This window comes from Psychroserpens mesophilus (assembly GCF_000826645.1).
Classification (GTDB): domain Bacteria; phylum Bacteroidota; class Bacteroidia; order Flavobacteriales; family Flavobacteriaceae; genus Psychroserpens; species Psychroserpens mesophilus.
Map to the genome: position 1 here is coordinate 249,458 of NZ_JXJP01000001.1, position 23,842 is coordinate 273,299.

Here is a 23,842-nt window from a genome sequence, read left to right on the forward strand (position 1 = left end):
AATGAAAAAAATCGCATACATTTTAGCCTTACTTATCGGATTTACTGTTTCTGCGCAAGTAACAATTATAGTAGAAAGTCTTCCGACAGAAACACCTGATAATGCTTCAATTTTTATTTCAGGAAGTTTTGAAGGCTGGTCTGGTGGAAAAAAGGAATACCGGCTAGAACATAAGAATGATGCGTATTCAATTACATTACCACAAATGTCTGAAAACATTCAATTTAAATTTACACAAGGCTCTTGGGAGTCGGTTGAATGTAGCAAAAAAGGACAAGCTGTAGATAATCGCACGTATGCTTTCAATCAGCCAAACGATACAATAAATGTAAAAATTGCTGGTTGGACCAACCTTTTTGATTTAGAAAAGGTATCGACAGCAGTTAAAAATGTTTCTGTTTTATCTGAAGATTATCACATGCCTCAACTCAATAGAAAGCGACGTGTCTGGATCTATTTGCCACCAAATTATAAGACATCAAATGAATCCTATCCAGTTGTGTATATGCATGATGGACAGAATCTATTCGATAATAGCACCTCGTTCTCAGGAGAATGGCGTGTAGATGAAACCCTAAATAGATTATATAGCGAAAAAGACTTAAAAGTAATTGTTGTTGGTATTGATAATGGAGGTGATAAACGATTGGATGAATATTCACCTTGGAAGAACGACAAATATGGTGGAGGAGAAGGTGAAGCATACACCAAATTTATTGTAGAGACCTTAAAACCATATATCGATAACAACTATAAAACCCTAAAAGATAAACGAAATACAGCAATTGTAGGGAGCTCAATGGGTGGATTAAGTTCACATTATGCAGGCTTGAAATATTCTGATACGTTCGGTAAAGTTGGTGTTTTTTCACCTGCATTTTGGTTTGCACCAGAAGTGAATGAGTTTACTAAAGCCTATGGAAACATTAAAGACTCTAAATTTTATTTTTTAGCAGGCGGAAGAGAAGGTGGTAATGTGAGTTTTGAAGAAATAAGTCAGACCGTTACTAATATGAATAGCGTGATGACTATTTTAAAGGATCAAGGGTTTACTGCCGAAAATATGACGTCTAAAGTTGTTCCTGAAGGGAAACACAATGAAGAACTTTGGAGAACTAATTTTGAAGAAGCTATATTATGGTTGTTTTCAGAAAACATTAAAGAACGCACTTTTGTTGATGCCACATGGACTAACAATCAGTTAGAGGTTAATGTTTCTGATGGTACCTATAAAATGCAATGGTTTACTCCTGAAATTGTAGAAACGACTTTTATGCCAACGGGAGAAACTTTACGCGGTAAGTCGCATGCCGTTGTGCTTCAATCTCAAAACCCAAAAATCAATTTTTCAGAAGATACAAATCTCATTAGTTTAAAGTCTACTGGTATTGAAGTTATCATTACAAAATCACCTTTTCAAATTTCCTATAGTTATAAAGACAATCCTATCATTTCAGAAAAAGCAGGTTATGTTAAAAACGATAGTTTAGAAACCATACAATTTAATCTTACTAAAGATGAAGTCTTATATGGTGGAGGCGCAAGAGCCTTGGGAATGAATCGTCGTGGCAACCGTTTGCAGCTTTACAATAAAGCACATTATGGTTATGAAACAGAATCTAAATTGATGAACTTCACCTTGCCAATTGTGTTATCCTCTAAGAAGTATATGCTTCATTTTGATAATGCTCCAATCGGATTTCTGGATTTAGATAGTAGAAGCGACAATACTTTAACTTATGAAACCATTTCTGGACGTAAAACTTATCAGGTCATTGCTGGCGATTCCTGGTATGATATTGTAGATAATTATACCGATTTAACCGGAAAACAACCTATGCTGCCTCGTTGGGCTTTGGGTAATTTTTCAAGTCGATTTGGCTACCATTCACAAAAGGAAACTATTGAAACTATTAATGCATTTAGAGAGGAAGACATTCCTGTTGATGCCATTATTTTAGATTTATATTGGTTTGGAAAAGAATTAAAAGGCACCATGGGAAATCTGGTATTTGATAGAGATTCATTTCCTAATCCGAAACAAATGGTGAAGGATTTACATTCAAAAAATGTTGAAACCATTTTAATTACAGAACCATTTATATTAACCACTTCCAACCGATGGCAAGAAGCCGTAGATAATGATATTCTTGCTAAAGATTCTATCGGAAATCCATTCAAATACGATTTCTATTTTGGAAACACAGGTTTGATTGATATTTATAATCCGAAAGGCAAACACTGGTTCAAAAATATTTATAAAGATTTGTCTGAATTAGGTGTCAACGGATTTTGGGGAGATTTAGGAGAGCCAGAAGTGCATCCTTCAGAACTTATTCATGCCACAGGAACAGCTGATGAGGTTCATAATATTTATGGCCATGATTGGGCAAAATTAGTGTATGAAGCAAGTTTAGAAGCGAATCCAAACCAACGACCATTCATTTTGATGAGAGCTGGTTATTCAGGTTCACAACGTTACGGACTCGTACCTTGGTCTGGAGATGTCAATAGAACTTGGGGAGGATTACAATCACAACCCGAAATTGCACTTCAAATGGGTATGCAAGGCGTAAGTTATATGCATAGTGATTTAGGCGGATTTGCAGGTGCAAATTTAGATGATGAACTTTATGTGCGATGGTTACAATATGGTGTGTTTCAGCCCATTTACAGACCACATGCGCAAGAAGATGTGCCAAGCGAACCTGTGTTTAGAAGTGAAAAAGCAAAGGCTTTGGCAAAAGAAGCTATCGAATTACGTTACCGATTATTACCTTATAACTACAATCTCATGTTTGTTAATAATCAAACAGGAGCACCTTTAATGCGACCATTATTTTTTGAAGAAGCAGATAATACTAAATGGTTTGAGTATTCAAAATCTTATTTATGGGGAAAGGATATCTTGGTGTCTCCAGTTTTAAATGCCGAACAAACAGAACAAGACGTGTATTTTCCCGGAGGAAGCAATTGGTTCGATTTTTATTCAACGAACTCTTATCGAGGTGGAAGTGACGCAACTTATAAATTAGAAGAAAACACCATTCCGACTTTTGTGCGTGGAGGTGCATTTATTCCAATGTCAAAAACAGTGCAATCCACTAAGGATTATGATCCTAATAATTTGATTTTACACTACTTTTTTGATACTTCTGTTGAAGAAAGCGAACGTACGTTCTATAATGATGATGGAATGACAGTAAATGCATTTGAAAAAGGACTGTATGAGATTTTAGAATTTGAAGCTGAACAGGAAGGACGATGGTTAGAGTTTGAATTTGAAGCAGAACTTGGAAAACAATTTGAAGCTAAAGACAAAACAGTTTCTTTAGTGCTTCATAATATGGAAGACATGCCAAAACGTATTACAATAGGAAAAGATAGAGTCAATGGCACTTACAATTCCAGAAAGAAAACACTTTCATTGTCTTTTATCTGGAATACTTCCGAAGAAAAAGAAATCAGAATAAAACTTAAATAAAATCCATAATGAAACACTACAATATTATTATATCAACAATCATTATCATGAGTTTCTTTGGATGTAAAAACGAAGAAAAAACTATTCAAGAACCTACTAAGTCTAAAATTGAAATGAAGAAAAAAGAAGTCGTTTATCAAGTTTTTACTCGATTATTTGGAAACACAAATACAACCAATAAACCTTGGGGAACGCTTGAAGAAAATGGTGTTGGGAAATTCAATGATTTTACGGATAAAGCACTAGCTGAAATCAAAGATTTAGGTGTGACTCATATTTGGTACACAGGTGTGCCTCATCACGATGTGATTACAGATTATACTGAATATGGAATTTCAAATGACGATCCAGACATTGTAAAAGGTCGAGCAGGTTCGCCTTATGCTGTTAAAGATTATTACAATGTAAATCCAGATTTAGCTGAAAATGTAGAGAACAGATTACAAGAATTCGAAGCCTTAATTGAGCGTTCTCACAAAGCTGGTTTAAAAGTGATTATTGATATTGTACCAAATCACGTTGCAAGAAATTATCAAAGTTTAACCAATCCTGAAGGTGCTTCAGATTTTGGTGCTGAAGATGATACATCTGTAGTTTATGATGTAAATAATAATTTTTATTACAATCCAGGCGAAGCGTTTAAAGTTCCAGAATGGAAAAATGGCTACCAGCCTTTAGGAGGAGAAAAACATCCGATGGCAGATGGGAAATTCAATGAGAATCCCGCAAAATGGACTGGCAATGGCTCTAGAGCTTCACAACCTGATATGAACGACTGGTACGAAACGGTAAAAGTAAATTATGGTGTAAGTCCTGATGGTAAAAAGGACTTTGAAGAATTACCTGATGGTTTTGAAAATGAGGATTATAAAGCGCATTTCGAATTCTGGAAAGGTAAAACCATTCCAAGTTCTTGGAAAAAATTTAAGGATATCACCTTGTACTGGACAGAAAAAGGAGTTGATGGCTTCCGTTACGATATGGCAGAAATGGTACCTGTGGAGTTTTGGAGTTATATGAATTCGCATATCAAAATGAAAAATCCTGATGCTTTTTTACTGGCTGAGGTATACAATCCTAGTATGTATAGAGATTACATTCAAAAAGGAAAAATGGATTATCTCTATGATAAAGTTCAATTGTATGACACGCTAAAACATGTGATGCAAGGTCACGGAAAAACGGATAACATTCCACCAATACAAGACGATTTAAAAGATATTGAGCATCACATGCTCCACTTCTTAGAAAATCATGACGAACAACGTATTGCGAGTCCGGATTTTGCTGGTAGTGCTGAAAAAGGGAAGCCTGCAATGGTAGTTTCAACAACAGTAAGTAGTTCTCCAACCATGGTCTATTTCGGACAAGAATTTGGTGAGTCAGGAGCTGAAGATTTAGGTTTTGGTGATCCAACGCGAACGTCTATTTTTGATTATGGCTCAGTGCCAAGTTTAGTGCGATGGGTTAATGATAAAAAGTTTGATGGAGGACAATCGACCAAAAAAGAATTAGCACTTAGAGATTTTTATAAACGTCTTCTAAATTTCACAATTAATAGTTCTGCCTTAGCAGGTAACTATCAAGATCTACACGCTTACAATAGAGAACATACAGAATGGTATAACGATAAAGTATTGTCTTTTGTACGTTGGAGTAATGATGAAAAATTAATTATAGTTTCCAATTTCAATACCGAAAACACCTACGGTTTTGAGTTGCAATTACCAGAAGATTTGGTAAAAAAATTGAATCTTGAGAATGGCAATCATGAGGTTAAAGATCAGCTATATCAGAAATATACTTCAACTCTGATGGTTGAAAATGGAAAAGCTAAGGTTCGTATTGATATCAATCCTTTAGAATCGTTTATTTTAAAAATAAAGTAATATGAACAAACTAATAGTATTTGCTATAATCTTATTGACATTGAGTTGTAAAGAACATAAAAAAGAAGCGGAAGTAAAGCTTGTTGAGCCTTCAACAGAACATACACCTTTTATTTGGGAAGCTGCTAATTTATATTTCTTGCTTACAGACCGATTTAATAATGGAGACACCTCTAACGACATAAATTTTGATCGAACAAGAGAAACTGGAATATTAAGAGGTTTTAAAGGAGGCGATATCAAAGGAATTACCCAAAAAGTAAAGGAAGGTTATTTTTCAGATTTAGGAATCAATGCCATTTGGATGACACCAATCGTCGAACAAATCCATGGTGGAACAGACGAAGGTACAGGTGTGTCTTATGGTTTCCATGGCTATTGGGCAAAAGATTGGACGAAAATCGATCCTAATTTTGGAACCAAAGACGATTTACATGAATTGGTTAAAGAAGCGCATGCAAGAGGGATACGTATCGTTTTAGATGCAGTTATTAATCATACAGGACCAGTTACTGAAAAAGATCATGTTTGGCCAGATGAATGGGTACGAACTGATAAACAATGTACCTATGATAATTACGAAAACACAGTGAGTTGTACTTTGGTTGCTAATCTTCCAGATATTAGAACTGAAAGTAATGACAATGTCGATTTGCCTCCTCAACTCGTTGAAAAATGGAAGTCTGAAGGTCGTTATGAACAAGAATTAGAAGAATTAGATGCGTTTTTTGAACGTACAGGTCACCCAAGAGCACCTCGTTTTTATATCATGAAATGGCTTACAGATTACATCAAAGAATTTGGTGTAGATGGTTACAGAGCTGATACGGTTAAACACACTGAAGAGTATGTCTGGCAAGAGTTTAAAACAGAATGTGATTATGCCTTTTCGGAATACAAGAAAAATAATCCAGATAAAATTATAGATAACAATGATTTTTATCTCGTTGGTGAAGTCTATAATTATGGAATAAGTAGTGGTCAGTTTTTCGATTTCGGTGATAACAAAGTAAATTATTTTGATCCTGCTAGTTTTCATAGTTTAATCAATTTTGAATTTAAATGGAATTCAAAAGAACTAGACTATGAGCCTTTGTTTAAAAAATATACTGAGGTTTTACATGGCGATTTAGAAGATTTTGGAACGCTTAATTATTTGAGTTCTCACGATGATGGGAGTCCGTTTGATGCTAATCGAGTTAAACCTTATGAAACGGCTAATAAACTCTTGTTATCTCCTGGAACCTCACAAGTATATTATGGCGATGAATCTGCCAGACAACTCGTTGTAAAAGGAGCCAATGGTGATGCTAATTTACGTTCTTTAATGAACTGGGATTCGATAGCTAAAAATGGAAGAACGAAGGAGGTTTTAAATCATTGGCAGACGCTAGGAAAATTTAGAGAAAGGCATCCTTCTATTGGTGCAGGAATGCATCAAATGATTACGCAACAACCTTATGTGTTTTACAGAAGTTTTTCAAAAGACAATTATAAGGATTTGGTTGTGGTTGGTATGAATCTGGAAAAAGGTAAAAAAACACTCTCTGTTTCAAGAGTTTTTGAAGATGGAGTCTTATTACATGATGCGTATTCTAATCAAGATGTAATGGTTGAAAATGGAAAAGTCAAAATCACATCTCCATACGATATCGTTCTGTTAGAAAAAAAATAACGTGATAGAATGAAAAAATTATTAATAATCATAGCTGCAATTTTAGTCGTGTCTTGCAAAGCTTCCGAAGATAAAAAATCTTTGGAGTTAAGCTCGCCAGATGAAACTATCAATGTTAGTTTTAACCTTTCAGACACTGGAAAACCTTATTATATGGTTAGAAGGCAAGGACAGGTGATTATTGATACGTCTTACTTAGGATTTGAGTTTAAAAACGCTCCTGCATTTGTAGAACATTTTATAATTAAAGATTCTAAAACCAGTACGTTTAATGAAACCTGGCAAATGCCTTGGGGCGAACAATTAGATGTGATTAATGATTATAAAGAGTTACGGATAGAACTTCAGGAAAAAATATCGCCTGAACGTTATTTAACTATAGTTTTCAGAATCTATAATGATGGTATCGGTTTTAGATATGAATTTCCTGAACAAGTAAGATTGAAAGACGTTGAAATTACTGAAGAGCATACGCAATTTAATTTAACCCAAGACTATAAAACCTTTTGGATTCCAGGGGATTGGGAAATTTACGAGCATACTTATAAAACCACAAAGCTTTCAGAAATTGATGCCACAAAATACAGAAATCATCCTAACTTAGCACAAACGTATATTCCAGAAAATGCGGTTAATACACCTGTGACAATGGTTGGAGACGATGGAATTCATTTGAGCTTCCATGAAGCAGCTTTAGTTGATTATTCTGGAATGACTTTAAAAGTAGATACTGAAAAATTAAACTTTGAAAGTCATCTTGTAGGTTCTGAAAATACAGATTATAAGGTTAAAAGAAGTTTACCATTTAACACGCCTTGGCGAACCATACAAATTACAAATAATGCACCAGATTTAATAGAATCTAACTTAATTGTTAATTTGAATGAACCCAATAAATTAGGTAATGTTTCTTGGTTTAAGCCAATGAAATATACTGGTGTTTGGTGGGAAATGCATCTGGGAAAGACCACTTGGGATATGGCTTCAGGAAGGCATGGAGCAACGACAGAAAATGTAAAACGGTATATTGATTTTTCTGCTAAAAATAATATTAAAGGAGTTTTGGTTGAAGGCTGGAATACGGGTTGGGCAGCCGAAGAAGGAGGTTTTGATTTTGTAACGCCTTATCCAGATTATGATTTAGAACATGTTGTCAATTATGCTAATGAAAACGGCGTTGATATTATAATGCACCACGAAACTTATGGAGGAGTTGATCGATATATTAAGCAACAAGATACTGCATATGCTTTAATGCAAAGTCTCGGAATTCATTCTGTTAAATCGGGTTATGTTTTTAAATTATCTCCAGAAGGAGAATATCATCATGGGCAGTTTATGGTTAATCATCATCATAATTCAATTGTCAAAGCGGCAAAATATGAGATAGCTGTTAATCCGCATGAACCAATTAAAGCAACAGGTTTAAGGCGAACTTATCCTAATACGATTTCCAGAGAAGGATTAAGAGGACAAGAGTTTAATGCTTGGGCAGAAGATGGAGGAAATCCACCAGAACATTTACCTATAATTGCGTTTACCAGAATGTTGGCTGGACCCATAGATTATACACCTGGTATTTTCAATATTAAATTTGATGAGTACAAGAAAAATAATCAGGTTAATACAACTTTAGCGCAACAGTTAGCATTGTATGTCGTGATTTACAGTCCGATTCAAATGGCGGCAGATTTGATTGAACACTATGAAGCAAACCCAGAACCTTTGCAATTTATAAAAGATGTTGGTGTTGATTGGGAAACAACAAAAGTGTTACATGGAGAAGTAGGAGACTATGTAACGATTGTTAGAAAAGAAAGAAAAACTGGAAATTGGTTTTTAGGAAGTATTACAGATGAAAATGCGAGAACATTGGATATAAACTTTAACTTTCTTGAGGATGATCAGGATTATCTGGCAACTATTTATAAAGATGGTAAAGATGCACATTGGGATGAAAACCCATTAGATATAAAAATTGAAACACAAACTGTGAATAGTCGCTCCAAATTGACTTTAGAACTTGCCGAAGGTGGTGGTGCCGCAATAAGTATAATTAAAAAGAGATGATTATGAGACGCGTATTGATGATTGCTATTTTAATGAGTTGTATCTGTTCTTTTGCTCAAGTTGGTATTGGTACAACAACACCTCTTAGTACTTTAGATCTTAATGGGAATTTATCTGTTAAGCACGTGCTACTTCCTGTTAATCCTACAGATTTCACAGCACAAGTTATTGATGATGGCGTCTATATTTCTATAAGTCCTGTAGTAAATAATCAGGATTTTCAATTGCCAAGTGCTATAGATTATCCAGGCAGAGTTTATATTATAAGAAATGTACAGGCAACGATAAATGCAGATATCGTTTTATCTCCAGCCGATTTAGCTGCTGGTGTACTTTTTTTTGCTGGTGATAGTAGTACAGGATATGCTGGGCCTGTAGATATGGATTCGGCTATTGGAGGAGGAAATAGAACAAAAACACTTATATTTATTAGTGATGGGTCAAATTGGACCTATGGTATCTTAGGGTTTTAATAGATTTTATTTGTAACATTTTTAGCGTAAGAAAGTCTAGATAATAACGACCAAACTTTTAATTTGTAACTTTGTATGTTCCAAAACGTTATTATGAAAGATCTCAATGACAACCTAGAGTCTCCCTTTAAACTCTTGGTAAGTTTTAATAAACTTCTGCATCAATATGAGGCATTATCTGAAAGCGATGATGAGTTCATTGCAGCTAAAGCCAGACGTGTTTTAAAAACAGCTGACGGGTATCCAGAACTACGTGAAGGTTTTAGCGATATTTCAGTTCTTAAAGAACGTGAAAAGGAAATAGGACTTATTCTTCAAGACTCTTTTAATCCTGTTTTGACTCAAAATGAAATTAAAACAGCCTCTGTCCCTTTTCATAATTTGATTTTTAATTCCTCAGAGCGTTTTAAGAGTATTATTGAAGATGCTGGAAAAGATTTTGAATTGAAAATCAAGAATATGCCTGAAGATGATCGGTATATTTTCGCCTGTACTATAATTTTAGCGTTTTGTTATGAATTCAACATGAATTTTAAACGCCCTTTTTATTACGAAATTCCAAATGCTAACGGCATAATGCAATTTTATAAAATAATGTATAATGCAGATTTTATAGAGATTATTCCAACTGAAAATGCACCCGAAATCACCCAAAATGATGTTGATGAACTTTTAGATAATTTTGATAAGATTGAATTATGGAAGGAAAAGTTTCCTAAAGATAGCTATGTATTTAAGGGGTTTGTAATTTCCAATATATTCAATGTTACAGATATTCAATCTATTTCTAATATCAAATCAGCATTAATTGGTGAAGGGAAAAGACAAAATGAAGGCTTCATGAATGAATTTCATGACATCTTCCGTTCGCTTCTCGGCTTAAAAAATATTAAGGTAGGATTTTCAATTTATAATGAAGAAGAGGATCAATTTGAAAGGGTGTACGGTTCCGGTATGAACAGTTTTCTATTAAATGATCTAGAATTTAATTCTTGTTCAGGTGTGTTGTGCAGTCAATCCTATCAAACCTTGCTTAAAGATAAAAAGTTCTATTCCATTTCAGATGTAGAAAAGTATTATGAATTATCTAAAGGCAAAGCACCACAATATAAAACACTTAAAGATCAAAATATTAAGAGCGCTATTTTGGCGCCAATTGCCAATGATGAAGGTTTAATGGGAATTCTTGAAATTGTTTCAGAAGAGCCAAAAGTACTAAACAGCATTAATGCAAATAAGTTAAACGATGTCATGCCATTTATTGTCACTGCAGTTGAACGTTCTAAAAATGAAGAAAAGAACCTGGTTGAAGCCATTATTCAGAGAGAATGTACTTCAATACATCCAAGTGTGCAATGGCGTTTTGAAAATGAAGCAAGAGCTTTTATTAAAAATCAATTAAATGGCAATGAACCAAGCTTTAATAAAATAGCTTTTGAAAATATTTATCCATTATATGGTCAAATTGATATTAAAGGGTCTTCAGAAGCCAGAAATGCGGCTACTAGCAAAGATTTATCAATCCAGTTAAATACTATAAAATCGATTATAGAAAAAGCAACACAAATTGAAAACCTTCCAATTTATGAGCAATTTTTATTCCAAATAAACACGTTTTTAGAAAATTTAAAACACAATTTTCAGGTCGATAGCGAACAGCAAATTACAGATTTTATAAAACAAGATATAGATCCAGTACTAAATCACTTAATTGCTATCAAGCTTCTAAAAGATGAGGTGCAAAAATATTTTGACAGTATAGATGCCAAAGCTGAAGTTTTGTATCATCACAGAAAAGACTATGATGATACGATTGCCTTAGTAAATAAGGAAATGGCTTCTCTATTAGACAAAAAGCAAATTGAAGCTCAAGCGATGTATCCACATTATTTTGAACGTTTTAAAACTGATGGCGTTGAGCACAACATGTATATAGGAGAGTCTATTACCAAAGAAGAAAGTTTTAATCCTATTTACCTTTATAATTTGAGATTGTGGCAATTACAAGTCATGATTGAAATGGAAAACGCATTTTATTTAATGCAGTCCGAATTTCCTATAGCACTAGATGTGGCTTCAATGATTTTAGTATTTAATCAGCCTTTATCAATTAGTTTTAGAATGGATGAAAAACAATTTGATGTAGATGGTACTTATAATGCCAGATATGAAATTGTAAAAAAGCGTGTGGATAAAGCTTACATTAAAGGCACAAAAGAACGTATCACTCAGAAAGGAAAAATTAGTATCGTTTATTCTCAAAAGCATGATGAAATAGAATATTTGAGATACATTAAATTCCTACAATCTAAAAATTATTTAGATGACGATATTGAAATTGTCGAACTTGAAGATCTTCAAGCCGTAACAGGATTAAAAGCAATTCGAGTTAGCGTTTTATACCACAAAGACAATAACGATAAAGATTTTTATACCTACGATGATTTAATGAAAGCGATTAAATCTTAAACGGAGTACAACTTGTTATAGTCGGTATTCTCTAGGATTAAATGTGCTTCAGATTCTGGATCTAGTACTTCTTGAATATCAATTCCTGGATTATTTTTAACTGCAATCGCAAATGAAATAAGCGACACAATAATGCCTACCATAAACACTGTGTATGTTATCCTTAGTATTCTATATTTTCGCTCAAGTACTTTTCCTAGAAAATATAAATCTTTAGTTAACGCTTTATAAATATACTCTTTATCGTTAACCAATTCTTGAATAGCCCATTCGTATTCCTCAAGTTCCATTTTATGAAAGTTTCCAAAGAAGCTTAAATTTACCTTTTGATTTTTTACATCCTCTTTGGTGAATTGTCCACTTGTCACATTAGGACGAGTGGCAATAATTGACATTACCATAGAAATCACACTAAATAAGGTGAATATAACTGTTGGCCAAGTTAAATAAGGGTTCGTATCTAATTTAGAAATTAAATTCGCCAGTACAACCGAAATAATTATGGCATTTACAGATAATAAAATGTTAGCTTTAGTATCTGCAATGTCACTTAGTTTGATGTGATTTCGTAACGCAACTCTGTAAAATGTTTGAACACCACGTTCAGGACTTTCATTTTTATATTGCACTTTGTATTTGGCTTTCATCTCCTCTTTTTTAAGCTTCTTTTTCTGCTTTTTCTTCGCTTTGAAAAGTTTTGAGAGATTTTTATCCTTTACCGATTGCCAGTTCTTAAGTGCATAATCTGTGTAAAACTGATGTTTTTTAGCTAAAACCTTGATGTTTTCATTTCGCCATTCAGAAGGGGAAAATGTCTTGTCATGTCTTAGCTCAAGCTCTTTTCTTAAAAATTCACTGGCTTCACTAAAGTATTTTTTACCAAAATGTGACGCATCAGCATCACGTATAATTTTTCCAAGTTTGGTTGTTGGTTCTTCTTTAAACTTGGTTTCCATTATGCATTTACATACAGATTCAATAAAATCCTGTTCTACATTTTGTTCTTTTAGAAATTTAGAAGCAATTTCTACACTTCTTTCTTCATGATGTTCTGAACCTTCAATATATCCTGTGTCGTGAAATAAAGCTGCTATTTCAAGTATTTGCGCTTCTTCTTTTGATAAATCAGTATGTTCAATGATTTCACGTGTGCTTTTTAGAACACGCTCTGTATGCTTATAATTATGATATAAAAAGGTTTGATCTAATTCGTTTTTCAATAAATCAAAAACAAATTGTTCAGCATCATTTATCAGGTTAGCCATAAGAAGGTGATTTTTTAGTAAAAATACTAAACTTTAGTTAATGTATAATACGCATTCGTATTTGTCGTAATTTTATAAAATGCTTTCATTGCTATTCAAACTGATGTTACTGTAAGTAAATGAATTCTGTTTCGACAAAATTTTTGTTGAAAGCATACTAGAATTAATAACAAAAGAAAGGACTTATTTTATGCTGACTTGGAAAGACGTTATCAAATTTTCCGTAAACGGAAATCCTACTCCAGATAAACGGGTAGAAAAAACAGAAGCCGAATGGCAAAATCTGTTAACTCCTGAACAATTTAGAATTACAAGACAAAAAGGAACTGAACGACCTCATAGCGGAGCCTTGTGTAGTATTTACGATGAAGGACAATACAACTGTATATGCTGTAATACACCGTTATTCGATTCTACAATCAAATTTAGCTCAGGATCAGGTTGGCCAAGTTTTACACAACCCATCAAAGAAAACGCTATCAAATATGAAAAAGACACTGCTTTTGGAATGGTGCGTGTCGAAGTCATGTGTAATACTTGTGATGCACATTTAGGACACGTATTTCCTGATGGTCCTGAGCCAAGTGGATTGCGATACTGCATTAATTCAGAATCTATGACGCTTGAAAAGGAGGTTAATCATGACCACTAAAAATTTACAAATAGCCACACTTGGAGGTGGTTGTTTCTGGTGTACAGAAGCTGTATTTCAGGAAGTGAAAGGCGTTGATAAAGTAGTATCTGGTTATTCAGGTGGAACAGTTCCTGGTCATCCAACATATCGTGAGATTTGTTCTGGATTAACAGGGCACGCCGAAGTGATTCAAATCACTTTTGATGCTAATGTGATTTCATTTGAAGATATCGTTGTTATTTTTATGACCACTCATGATCCTACAACATTAAATCGTCAAGGAGCAGATCGTGGTACACAATATCGCTCAGTGATTTTTTATCATGATGATAGTCAAAAGGAAATTTCAGAATTGGTTCTTAAAAAAATACAAGCGTATTATGACAATCGGATTGTAACAGAAATTTCACCCTTAGATGTGTTTTATGAAGCCGAAAAAGAACATCAGGATTACTATAGAAACAATCAAGATTCAGGCTATTGTAGTTTTGTAATTAATCCAAAATTATCAAAGCTTAGACAGCTTCATGCCGACAAGCTCAAATAATTAGAGATTTAAAATGAAAGAGGAAATTAAACTTTATGGCACCGAAAGGTGCCATAAAACTCAGTATTATAAAACGTTTTTTGAAGATCGAAATCTAGATTACAGATTTCTCGATGTTGAAGAAAGTTTAGTATTTGCTGAAGAATTACGTAACTTATACACCAGTAAGAAGCTCAATTTCCCTACAATAACAATCGATAGCAAAACCCTAAGAAATCCATCTGAAAACGACCTCTTAACGTGGTTAGAAAAAGACAAATGAAATTAAATCTAAAGCATACGTTTACTAAAGAATTACCTGCAGATTCTGTTCTGGAAAATTACAGACGACAAGTAAAAGAGGCTTGTTATTCTTATGTCACTCCAAAACAAACAAAAGCGCCTGAATTGATACACGTTTCAAACGAAATGGCTCAGACTTTGGGAATCAAAGAAGCAGATTTATCTACTAAATTGTTTACAAATGTAGTTACCGGAAACGAACTTTTGCCAGGTACTAAACCCTATGCCATGTGTTATGGTGGTCATCAGTTTGGTCATTGGGCTGGTCAGCTAGGTGATGGAAGAGCGATTAATGTATTTGAAGTTGAACACGATAATAAACAATGGACAGTTCAACTAAAAGGTGCAGGAGAAACACCTTATTCTAGAAATGCCGATGGTCTGGCTGTGTTGCGATCTTCAATACGCGAATATTTGTGTAGTGAAGCCATGTTCCATCTAGGAATACCTACAACCAGAGCGTTGTCCTTAGCTTTGTCTGGCGATGAGGTATTAAGAGATATGCTTTACGATGGCAATCAGGCTTATGAAAAAGGTGCTATTGTTTCAAGGGTTTCGCCTTCATTTTTAAGATTTGGTAGTTATGAGATTTTTGCAGCAAGACAAGACCATAAAACCTTAAAAACTTTAGTTGATTATACCATTAAACATCATTTTTCATATTTAGGCTTACCTTCAAAGGAAACCTATATTCAATTTTTTGCTGAAGTGTCTCAACGTTCGCTGGAAATGATTTTACATTGGCAACGTGTAGGTTTTGTCCATGGTGTTATGAATACAGATAACATGTCTATTCTGGGTTTAACCATTGATTACGGACCTTATGGCTGGTTGGAAGGCTTTGATTTTAATTGGACGCCAAATACAACAGATAGTCAGCATAAAAGATACAGGTATGGTAATCAGCCTAATATCGGACTTTGGAATTTATACCAACTTGCGAATGCTCTATATCCATTAATTGAAGAAACTCAACCTTTAGAAGACATCTTAGAAACTTATAAAACAGATTTTGAATCAAAATCTTTACAGATGATGAAGTGCAAAATAGGTTTAGAAGCAGTTGACGATAAAGACCATTTGCTGATTCAGGCTTTAGAAGATAATTTGCTGCTAACTGAAACAGATATGACCATTTTCTTTAGAAACTTAAGTAACTTTAAAAAAGGTGATTCGAAAAAAGGATTAGAAATTATAAAAGATGCGTTTTATACACCAAATGAAGTTTCTGATATGATTGCCCAGCAATGGCGAGATTGGTTTGAACGTTACGATTTGAGATTAGAAAAAGAATCGTTATCTGATGAAGAACGACAATTAAAAATGAATGCTGTAAATCCAAAATATGTACTCCGAAATTATATGGCGCAATTAGCCATAGATGATGCAAATAAAGGAGATTACAAATTAATTGATGAGTTGTTTCATGTGCTAAAGAAACCATATGAAGAACAACCAAAATACAACAAATGGTTCGCTAAACGTCCGGATTGGGCTAGGCATAAAGTCGGCTGTTCTATGTTGTCTTGTAGTTCGTAAATAATTTTAAAATCAAACCTTCTGTTAACTTTTAATAAATAGATTACTATGAAAGCCATTTGGAACAATCGAGTTATAGCTGAAAGCGAGAACACAGTAATTATAGAAAACAATCATTATTTTCCACCAGAAAGTATCAATAAAGATTTTTTTAAATCTAGTGATACGCATACGGCATGTGCATGGAAAGGTGAAGCTTCTTACTACTCGACACAAGTTGACGGGAAAGAAAATAAAGACGCAGCATGGTATTATCCTGAAGTCTCTGAGCTAGCAAAATCTATAAAAGGATATGTCGCTTTTTGGAGAGGTGTAGAAGTCGTAAAATGATAAGTAATTCTATTTCTAAACAGTTACATTATGATAAACCATAAACTTCAAATAGTTAATAATAAGGGGATTAAACTTCAAGCATATTTAGAATTACCTGCAAATCAAAAGCCAAACTATTTTGCTGTTTTTGCACATTGTTTTACATGTAGTAGCACCTTAAATGCCGTTAAAAATATTAGTCGATCACTAACAAATCATGGTTTTGGAGTATTGCGATTTGATTTTACTGGTTTAGGAAGAAGTGAAGGAGAATTTGCTGATAGTCATTTTTCAGCAAATGTCGATGATCTTCTAGCTGTCAATAAATTTTTGAATGATCATTATAAAGCACCATCGCTCTTAATTGGGCACTCATTGGGAGGAGCAGCTGTACTCGTGGCAGCTTCTAAATTAGACACTATCAAAGCTGTAGCCACAATTGGTGCTCCTGCAACTATTGATCACGTGAAACATTTATTTTCTCATGATATAGATCGTATTAAAGACAAAGGTAAGGTTCAGGTGAATATAGGAGGTCGACCTTTTCAGATTGATGAAGAATTTGTGTCAGATTTTGATAAAACAGATTTGCCATCTATAGTGAAACATCTTAGAAAACCACTTCTTATTTTGCATTCACCAATTGATACCATTGTAGGAATTAATAACGCAGAGCAACTGTATCATAATGCACATCATCCAAAAAGTTTTGTGTCATTAGATAATGCAGATCACCTATTATCGAAAACTCAGGATAGTCAATATGTTGGTAACGTTATTGCAGCTTGGGCTGATCGTTATTTCGAACCTGTTCAGAACATCATGTTAGATACTGATGGTGAACAATTGGTTGCACATCTTAATTTAAAAGAAAATAATTTTACAACGAACATTCAAACAGCTAAGCACAGTTTTATAGCCGATGAACCAGCATCCATTGGTGGCGACGACTTTGGTCCTTCACCTTACGATTTTCTCAGCGCAGGATTAGCAGCTTGCACAGTTATGACCTTAAAATTATATGCCGAACGGAAACAATGGGATTTGCAGGAAGTTTTTGTGTATATCACCTATTCAAAAAAGCATAGTGATGACCTCATGTTGGATGTAGAAAAACCTTCACGTATTGATTTTTTACTGAAGAAATTAGTATTTGTTGGTGATTTAGATGATGCTCAAAAGCAAAGACTCAAAACGATTGCATCAAAATGCCCTGTTCATAAAACACTACAAACACAAACAATTATCGAAACAGAAATCATAGATATTTAGTTTTAGAATTAAAATCTTTAGCTTTAGAACTAACAATAAATGTTTAGTTTTCGGTTATTGCAATACTTATAAATAAAAATATGAAGAAACCTTACAGGATAATTTTACTACTAATTGCAATTGTATGCTTAAATGCTTGTGCATCTTATAAGTCGCAATACAGAAATGATGATGATAAAATTGCAACACTCCCTAGTAAAGAGGTCGATAAAACATTTTATCTAATTGGTGATGCAGGAAAATCGCCTAAAGATGGTATGTCTAAAGCATTGACTGCATTTAATAATCATATAAAGAACAAAAAAACGAAAGGTGATTATACCCTTTTTTTAGGAGATAATATTTATCCCAACGGACTCCCAAAAGAAGGAGAAAAAGGTAGGGCAGCGGCAGAGAATGCTTTGAACGGACAAATTATGTCTGTAAAAGGATTTGACGGAGAAGTGGTCTTTATTCCTGGGAATCACGATTGGTATGCTAACGGACTTAAGGGTCTTAAACGACAAGAGAAATACATTGAGGATGCCTTAGGGAAGAATACATTTCAACCTGAAAACGGTTGCCCAATTGAAGATATTGATGTTGGTGATTCTATCAAACTTATTATTATAGATACACAGTGGTATCTGGAAAACTGGAACGATAATCCAACCATTAATGATGAATGTGAAATTAAGACCAGAGACCGTTTCTTTGAAGAATTAGAAGGCGAGCTAAAAAAGGCTCAAAATAAAACGATCGTGCTTGCAATGCACCATCCAATGTACACTAATGGTGTGCATGGAGGTTATTATGCTGCTGAAAAACATTTGTATCCTACTCAAAGTAAAATCCCAGTTCCTGTTTTTGCATCTCTCATATCTCAAATTAGAACACAAGGTGGTGTGTCTATTCAAGACAGATATAATGAACGTTATAATGATTTAATGAAACGGCTAGAAACCTTAACATACGATGTTCAAAACCTTATATTTGTTTCTGGTCATGAGCATACACTTCAATATATAGAAAGCGAAAAAGTTAAGCAAATTGTGTCCGGCTCTGGAGCAAAAGAATCTGCAGCTCAATTGAGTAATAACGGACTGTTTTCTTACGGAAAACAAGGTTTTGCTGAATTAACAATTTATAAAGACGGCAGTAGTTGGGTAACAATTTATGGTGAGGAAAACGGACAGGCTAAACGCCTTTTTGTCAAACAAATCTATGAACCCACAAAGGACTATGATGTTTCAAATTTACCGGATAGTTTTCCGCAAGAAATTCAAGCATCTGTTTATACAAAAGAAGAAACCGATAAAACTGGATTTTTCGAATCTGTTTGGGGAGACCACTATCGCGATGTTTATAGCACAAAAATAACAGCCAAAGTTGCAACCTTAGATACGCTTTATGGTGGTCTGGAGGTCGTAAGAGCAGGAGGAGGTCACCAAACAAGATCACTAAGATTGAAAACTAAAGATGGTCGTGAGCTCAATATGAGAGCCCTTAGAAAAAGTGCAACACAATACTTACAAACAGTTTTATTTAAAGACACCTATATTCAAGATGAGTTTGAAAAAACAGCAATTGAAGGCTTGATTCAGGATTTTTATACTGCAGCACATCCCTATGCATTTACCGTTGTTCCAGATTTGTCTGATGCAGCAGAAATATATCATACCAATCCTAAAATATTCTTTATTCCAAAGCATAAGCACCTAGGAAAATATAACAATGACTATGGTGGTGAATTGTACATGATAGAAGAACGACCAGAAGAGAACTATGTTGATGAACGTAATTTTGGTTTTGCAGACGATATAGAAAGCACTCATGACATTATTGAAAAGATTCGTGAAGATGAGAAGTATAAAATTGATGAGAATGCCTACGTAAGAGCACGATTATTTGATATGCTTATTGGAGATTGGGACAGACACCAAGATCAATGGCGATGGGCTCAGTTTGATCAGGAAAATGGTGATAAATGGTTTCGACCAATTCCGAGAGATCGAGATCAGGTATTTTCAAATTTTGATGGCGCTTTGTTGGATGTTATGCGAATCATTTCAGGATCTACAAAACAATTGCAGGTCTATGATGAAGAGCTAAAGGATATCGAGTGGATGAACGCCGCAGGAGTAAAATTAGATCGTGTAATGGTGCAGCAATCTACCAAGGAAAAATGGTTAGAACACGCCCAGTTTCTGCAAGAAAATATCACTGATGAGGTTATAGAAAAAGCCTTTTCGAAAGTCCCAAAAGAAGCTCAGGACGACACCTTAAACGAGATAAAAGAAAAACTCAAAGGACGACGAGGGAACTTGGTAGATATAGCAACTAGATATTATGAATTTTTGAACGAATTAGTGATTTTAACAGGTACCGATAAAGACGATTATATCGAAGTTATAAGACTTGGAGATAACGAAACTCGAGTTAAGATATCAAGAATTATAGATGGTGAAAAAGGTGAGGTCATTGTTGATAAAATATTCAACAAATCGGTCACTAAAGAACTTTGGATTTATGGTTTAGATGATAAAGATGTTTTTGAAGTTACTGGTAAAGCTAATAATCTCATTTTTACTAGATTGATTGGAGGCCAAGAAAATGATACTTACATAATCAAATCTGGAAGACGCGTAAAGGTTTATGATCATGAGAGTAAGCCTAATACTATAAAAGAAAATAAAGGCGGAACGATTAGATTGACTGATGTTTATAAACTCAATTTATTCGATTTTCAAAAACATATTGTTAACACCAGCGTGATTACTCCTGCAATTGCATTTAATCCAGATGATGGCATTTCTCTAGGCCTGCAATTTGTAAAAACTAAAAATGGTTTCCAGAGAAACCCATATTCTCAACAACATCGCTTTAGAGGTGGTTATTTCTTTGCTACAAGTGGCTTTTCACTTATTTATGACGGCGAGTTTGCTAATATCATGAACGATTGGAATTTGCATGTCGGAGGACAATTTACCTCTGAAAATTTCACTAATAACTTTTTTGGCTACGGAAATGAAACAGTAAATAATGATGATGAGTTAGATTTGGATTACAATCGTGTTAAAACCAGTATTTACATGGCAAAAGCTGGTATTTTGAAAAAAGGAAACTTTGGTAGTGATTATGGATTCAGAGCAATTTTTGAAGCTATTGAAATTGACAATACTCCAAACCGATTCATTACTGAACTAGTACCTTCGTCTTTTAATGAATTTTATGAAAGACGTCTTTTTGGAGCTCTTGAAGCTGAATATAAATATGAAAGTTTTGACAATAAATTAAATCCTACACGCGGAATGACATTCCTCATAAATGTTGGTGGTAAAACTGAATTTAAAGACACAAAAAACACTTATGGATATCTCAATTCTGATTTAGGATTTTATAATGCCTTAACCCGAAACCGGAAGCTTGTCTTAAAGACAGATGCCAGAGCTCAAGTGAGAGTTGGAGACGATTTAATTTTTTATCAAGCCGCAAATATTGGTGGTCGAAATGGATTGAGAGGATTTAGAACCGAACGTTTTACAGGGAAAAATTCAGTAGTTGGTAGTGCAGATTTAAGATATAGTTTCAACTCTTTTAAGACGAGGACATTACCATTGCAAATTGGCGTATTTGGCGGATTTGATGTGGGTAGAGTTTGGCTTAAAGGTGATTTTTCTGATAAATGGCATAACGATTACGGAGGAGGACTCTGGATTACAGCTGCTGAAAGTTTATCCGGAACATTCAACCTTTTTAATAGTGTAGAAGGCTTACGTTTTTCATTCGGTTTTGGTCTGAACTTTTAGAATATCATGAAACAATATGTCAGTAATACCATTAAGTACATTCTAAAACTAGAGAGCAAAATTGCATTTTACCCATCTCTGTTAAGTCTTAGCGGACTGCTTTTTGCGCTATTAATGTATTATTTTGAAAGTAAAGGTGTATCGACTTATCTATTAGAACACGCTCCTGTTCTAGTGGTTAATGATACTGAAACCGCAAGGAGTTTATTAACTACTTTCATTGCTGGTTTGATATCAATCATGGTGTTTAGTTTTTCGCTTGTTATGATTTTGCTCAATCAGGCGTCTAGCAATTTCTCTCCGAGAGTGCTTCCAGGATTGATTTCTAATAGAAGACATCAAATTATTCTTGGAATTTACAATTCAACATTATTATACTGTATTTTCACTTTGGTATCTATTGAGCCCAATGGCAATGAATATCAGTTGCCAGGGTTTTCAGTTTTACTCGCAATCGTATTAATGACATTGTGTTTGGGTGCTTTTATTTATTTTATTCATTCAATATCTCAGGAAATCCAGGTCAATAATATCATGGATCGTATATTCAACACTGCCAAGTTGCGGTTAAATAAGCTTATCGATTCTGAAAACACTAATATTAACGAGTTTCCAGATACGTCCAATTGGAAAACCATTCGCTCAAATAATTCTGGGTATTTTCAGGATATCAGTATCAAAGCACTAACCATTATTACGGAAAGAGAGCAGATGAAATTAGAAATATTACCCCTTAAAGGCTCTTATGTGTTAAAAGAATTGCCCATTTTAAAAGTGAATCAGGATTTGGATGATAACGTTTTAAATGAAATTCTGTCATCATTATTGTTTTCAAAAAGCGAATTAATTGAAGACAATTATGTACTAGCTTTTAAACAGATAACTGAAATCGCTGTGAAGGCGATGTCACCTGGAATTAATGATCCAGGAACTGCCTTAAATGCTATTGATTATCTCACTGAATTGTTTGCACTAAGACTACAAAAGAGTAATACAAGTATCATTTGTGACGAGAATTCTTCTCCAATCTTAAAAGTTAGTACAGTCGATTTTAAAGATTTGTTATTTCAGGTGATGGCAGCATTGAGGACCTATTGTAAACATGATATTGTCATTGTACAAAAGCTATTTTTTATGCTGAATTACCTTTATAAAAGTGAGACTATGGCATTGGAGATATATAAGGATGCTATCAAACAAGAACTTGAAAATTTGTATGAGGATGCCTTAGAGAACATTAAAACTGATGCCGATGTAAAAGCAATTAAATTTTTGCATCCAACTATTTAATGTTAAAACGATAAATATATCCTCCGTCATATTTATTTCGTTCATCGGTTATTAAAACCTCATTGTTGCTGATGAGATAAATTCCTTCTTTTTGAGTATCATGTTCAAAAGTGAAATCTTCTAAAGTTCCACTAAAAAAGTCGTCAGCAGAATATTTGGTTAATTTCCAAAGTTTATCATGATTAAGTAACACGACCGTAGTTCCATCATCACTAATATCTGCGGAAGTTACTTTAACATGTTTACCCTTCAGTTTTACTTTCGAAATATAACTCGCGACGTGATGTCCTGGTTTGTTAGGTATTCTAATTAGCTCACAAGTTTTATGATCTTTACTAAAAAGATAAAACATACCATTATGTAAAAAAAACGATTCAAAATCTTCTGAATCCATTTTTTTAGGAAGCGTGAAGTTAATTTGTTCTGCTTCAACAGAGGAGGATGCCTTGTCAGGTTGAAGTACCTTGTAAATAGTAAATTGAGTTCGTTTTTTACTGTTGTTTCCAAAATCGCCAATATAAATGTTACCATCAGCATCAGACGTTAAATCCTCCCAGTCTGTATTTTCTGCATTATTTACGATTATATCTTTTACGATTTGCCCTTTCAGATTTAATCCGTATAAATGATTGTTATTTCCAGCATCTTGAATAACCCATAACACATCTGAATGGCTTGTTTTTTCTATGGCTGAAATTTCATTTAAGCTCGATGATATGTCTGCCAAAGCATCAAGTTTGCCCGTTTTACAAGAAATAAAAAAAAGTCCAAAACAAAGAAATTTTAAATACGCTTTCATAAATCGAAATATAGGAATGCTACCGTAAAACTAAAAGTTAAAAATCTTAAACTA

General features: G+C 34.0%; 16 protein-coding genes. 14 read left to right on the forward strand and 2 right to left on the reverse strand.

Annotated elements, in window-relative coordinates; genetic code table 11:
- Position 1: 1 nt before the first annotated feature.
- The 6 genes from TD18_RS01095 (at position 2) to TD18_RS01120 (ending at position 12,060) form a co-directional block, all read left to right on the forward strand.
- Positions 2-3,484, forward strand: a complete 3,483-nt coding sequence (locus TD18_RS01095; protein ID WP_084205805.1) for a TIM-barrel domain-containing protein — start codon at positions 2-4, stop codon at positions 3,482-3,484.
- A gap of 8 nt (positions 3,485-3,492) precedes the next feature.
- Positions 3,493-5,373, forward strand: coding sequence for an alpha-amylase family protein (locus tag TD18_RS01100; RefSeq protein ID WP_040247322.1), 1,881 nt, complete (start codon positions 3,493-3,495; stop codon positions 5,371-5,373).
- A gap of 1 nt (position 5,374) precedes the next feature.
- Positions 5,375-7,048, forward strand: a complete 1,674-nt coding sequence (locus TD18_RS01105; protein WP_040247329.1) for an alpha-amylase family glycosyl hydrolase — start codon at positions 5,375-5,377, stop codon at positions 7,046-7,048.
- A 9-nt stretch (positions 7,049-7,057) separates the two neighbouring features.
- Positions 7,058-9,118, forward strand: coding sequence for a glycoside hydrolase family 97 protein (locus TD18_RS01110; RefSeq protein WP_040247331.1), 2,061 nt, complete (start codon positions 7,058-7,060; stop codon positions 9,116-9,118).
- 2 nt (positions 9,119-9,120) lie between these two features.
- Positions 9,121-9,591 carry a hypothetical protein gene (locus TD18_RS01115; protein ID WP_152611279.1) on the forward strand — a complete coding sequence of 157 codons (471 nt, stop codon included), beginning with the start codon at positions 9,121-9,123 and terminating at the stop codon, positions 9,589-9,591.
- A 93-nt stretch (positions 9,592-9,684) separates the two neighbouring features.
- Positions 9,685-12,060, forward strand: coding sequence for a GAF domain-containing protein (locus tag TD18_RS01120; protein WP_040247334.1), 2,376 nt, complete (start codon positions 9,685-9,687; stop codon positions 12,058-12,060).
- On the opposite strand, the gene TD18_RS01125 is transcribed toward TD18_RS01120, so the two are convergent.
- A complete protein-coding gene (locus TD18_RS01125) occupies positions 12,057-13,325 on the reverse strand; it encodes a Pycsar system effector family protein (protein ID WP_040247336.1) in 1,269 nt (422 codons plus the stop codon). The two genes, TD18_RS01120 and TD18_RS01125, sit on opposite strands and share 4 nt — an antisense overlap.
- 190 nt (positions 13,326-13,515) lie before the next feature.
- On the opposite strand from TD18_RS01125, the gene msrB reads away from it, so the two are divergent.
- The 8 genes from msrB (at position 13,516) to TD18_RS01165 (ending at position 22,989) form a co-directional block, all read left to right on the forward strand.
- A complete protein-coding gene (msrB, locus tag TD18_RS01130) occupies positions 13,516-13,977 on the forward strand; it encodes a peptide-methionine (R)-S-oxide reductase MsrB (RefSeq protein ID WP_040247339.1) in 462 nt (153 codons plus the stop codon).
- Positions 13,967-14,506, forward strand: coding sequence for a peptide-methionine (S)-S-oxide reductase MsrA (msrA, locus tag TD18_RS01135; RefSeq protein WP_040247341.1), 540 nt, complete (start codon positions 13,967-13,969; stop codon positions 14,504-14,506). The genes msrB and msrA overlap by 11 nt, the downstream gene beginning before the upstream one ends.
- A 13-nt stretch (positions 14,507-14,519) precedes the next feature.
- A complete protein-coding gene (locus TD18_RS01140; RefSeq protein ID WP_040247343.1) occupies positions 14,520-14,768 on the forward strand; it encodes a glutaredoxin family protein in 249 nt (82 codons plus the stop codon).
- Positions 14,765-16,327, forward strand: coding sequence for a protein adenylyltransferase SelO (locus TD18_RS01145; protein WP_040247346.1), 1,563 nt, complete (start codon positions 14,765-14,767; stop codon positions 16,325-16,327). The genes TD18_RS01140 and TD18_RS01145 overlap by 4 nt, the downstream gene beginning before the upstream one ends.
- A gap of 48 nt (positions 16,328-16,375) precedes the next feature.
- Positions 16,376-16,657 carry a DUF427 domain-containing protein gene (locus tag TD18_RS01150; RefSeq protein ID WP_040247348.1) on the forward strand — a complete coding sequence of 94 codons (282 nt, stop codon included), beginning with the start codon at positions 16,376-16,378 and terminating at the stop codon, positions 16,655-16,657.
- A 30-nt stretch (positions 16,658-16,687) separates the two neighbouring features.
- Positions 16,688-17,911 (forward strand): bifunctional alpha/beta hydrolase/OsmC family protein, encoded by a 1,224-nt coding sequence (locus TD18_RS01155; RefSeq protein WP_040247350.1) that lies wholly within the window; start codon positions 16,688-16,690, stop codon positions 17,909-17,911.
- Positions 17,912-17,991: 80 nt separating this feature from the next.
- Entirely contained in the window at positions 17,992-21,699 is a 3,708-nt protein-coding gene (locus TD18_RS01160) for a metallophosphoesterase (RefSeq protein WP_040247352.1), read from the forward strand.
- 6 nt (positions 21,700-21,705) lie between these two features.
- Entirely contained in the window at positions 21,706-22,989 is a 1,284-nt protein-coding gene (locus tag TD18_RS01165) for a DUF2254 domain-containing protein (RefSeq protein WP_040247355.1), read from the forward strand.
- Here TD18_RS01165 and TD18_RS01170 read toward each other — a convergent pair.
- Complete coding sequence (locus tag TD18_RS01170) at positions 22,982-23,716, reverse strand: hypothetical protein (protein WP_241480622.1); 735 nt, start codon at positions 23,714-23,716, stop codon at positions 22,982-22,984. The genes TD18_RS01165 and TD18_RS01170 overlap by 8 nt on opposite strands.
- Positions 23,717-23,842: the final 126 nt, after the last annotated feature.

Excerpts from the sequence above, each read along its gene's own strand:
- TD18_RS01095 (WP_084205805.1), top strand. The coding sequence starts at position 2 with ATGAAAAAAATCGCATACATTTTAGCCTTACTTATCGGATTTACTGTT.
- TD18_RS01100 (WP_040247322.1), top strand. The coding sequence starts at position 3,493 with ATGAAACACTACAATATTATTATATCAACAATCATTATCATGAGTTTC.
- TD18_RS01105 (WP_040247329.1), top strand. The coding sequence starts at position 5,375 with ATGAACAAACTAATAGTATTTGCTATAATCTTATTGACATTGAGTTGT.
- TD18_RS01110 (WP_040247331.1), top strand. The coding sequence starts at position 7,058 with ATGAAAAAATTATTAATAATCATAGCTGCAATTTTAGTCGTGTCTTGC.
- TD18_RS01115 (WP_152611279.1), top strand. The coding sequence starts at position 9,121 with ATGAGACGCGTATTGATGATTGCTATTTTAATGAGTTGTATCTGTTCT.
- TD18_RS01120 (WP_040247334.1), top strand. The coding sequence starts at position 9,685 with ATGAAAGATCTCAATGACAACCTAGAGTCTCCCTTTAAACTCTTGGTA.
- TD18_RS01125 (WP_040247336.1), bottom strand. The coding sequence starts at position 13,325 with ATGGCTAACCTGATAAATGATGCTGAACAATTTGTTTTTGATTTATTG.
- msrB (WP_040247339.1), top strand. The coding sequence starts at position 13,516 with ATGCTGACTTGGAAAGACGTTATCAAATTTTCCGTAAACGGAAATCCT.
- msrA (WP_040247341.1), top strand. The coding sequence starts at position 13,967 with ATGACCACTAAAAATTTACAAATAGCCACACTTGGAGGTGGTTGTTTC.
- TD18_RS01140 (WP_040247343.1), top strand. The coding sequence starts at position 14,520 with ATGAAAGAGGAAATTAAACTTTATGGCACCGAAAGGTGCCATAAAACT.
- TD18_RS01145 (WP_040247346.1), top strand. The coding sequence starts at position 14,765 with ATGAAATTAAATCTAAAGCATACGTTTACTAAAGAATTACCTGCAGAT.
- TD18_RS01150 (WP_040247348.1), top strand. The coding sequence starts at position 16,376 with ATGAAAGCCATTTGGAACAATCGAGTTATAGCTGAAAGCGAGAACACA.
- TD18_RS01155 (WP_040247350.1), top strand. The coding sequence starts at position 16,688 with ATGATAAACCATAAACTTCAAATAGTTAATAATAAGGGGATTAAACTT.
- TD18_RS01160 (WP_040247352.1), top strand. The coding sequence starts at position 17,992 with ATGAAGAAACCTTACAGGATAATTTTACTACTAATTGCAATTGTATGC.
- TD18_RS01165 (WP_040247355.1), top strand. The coding sequence starts at position 21,706 with ATGAAACAATATGTCAGTAATACCATTAAGTACATTCTAAAACTAGAG.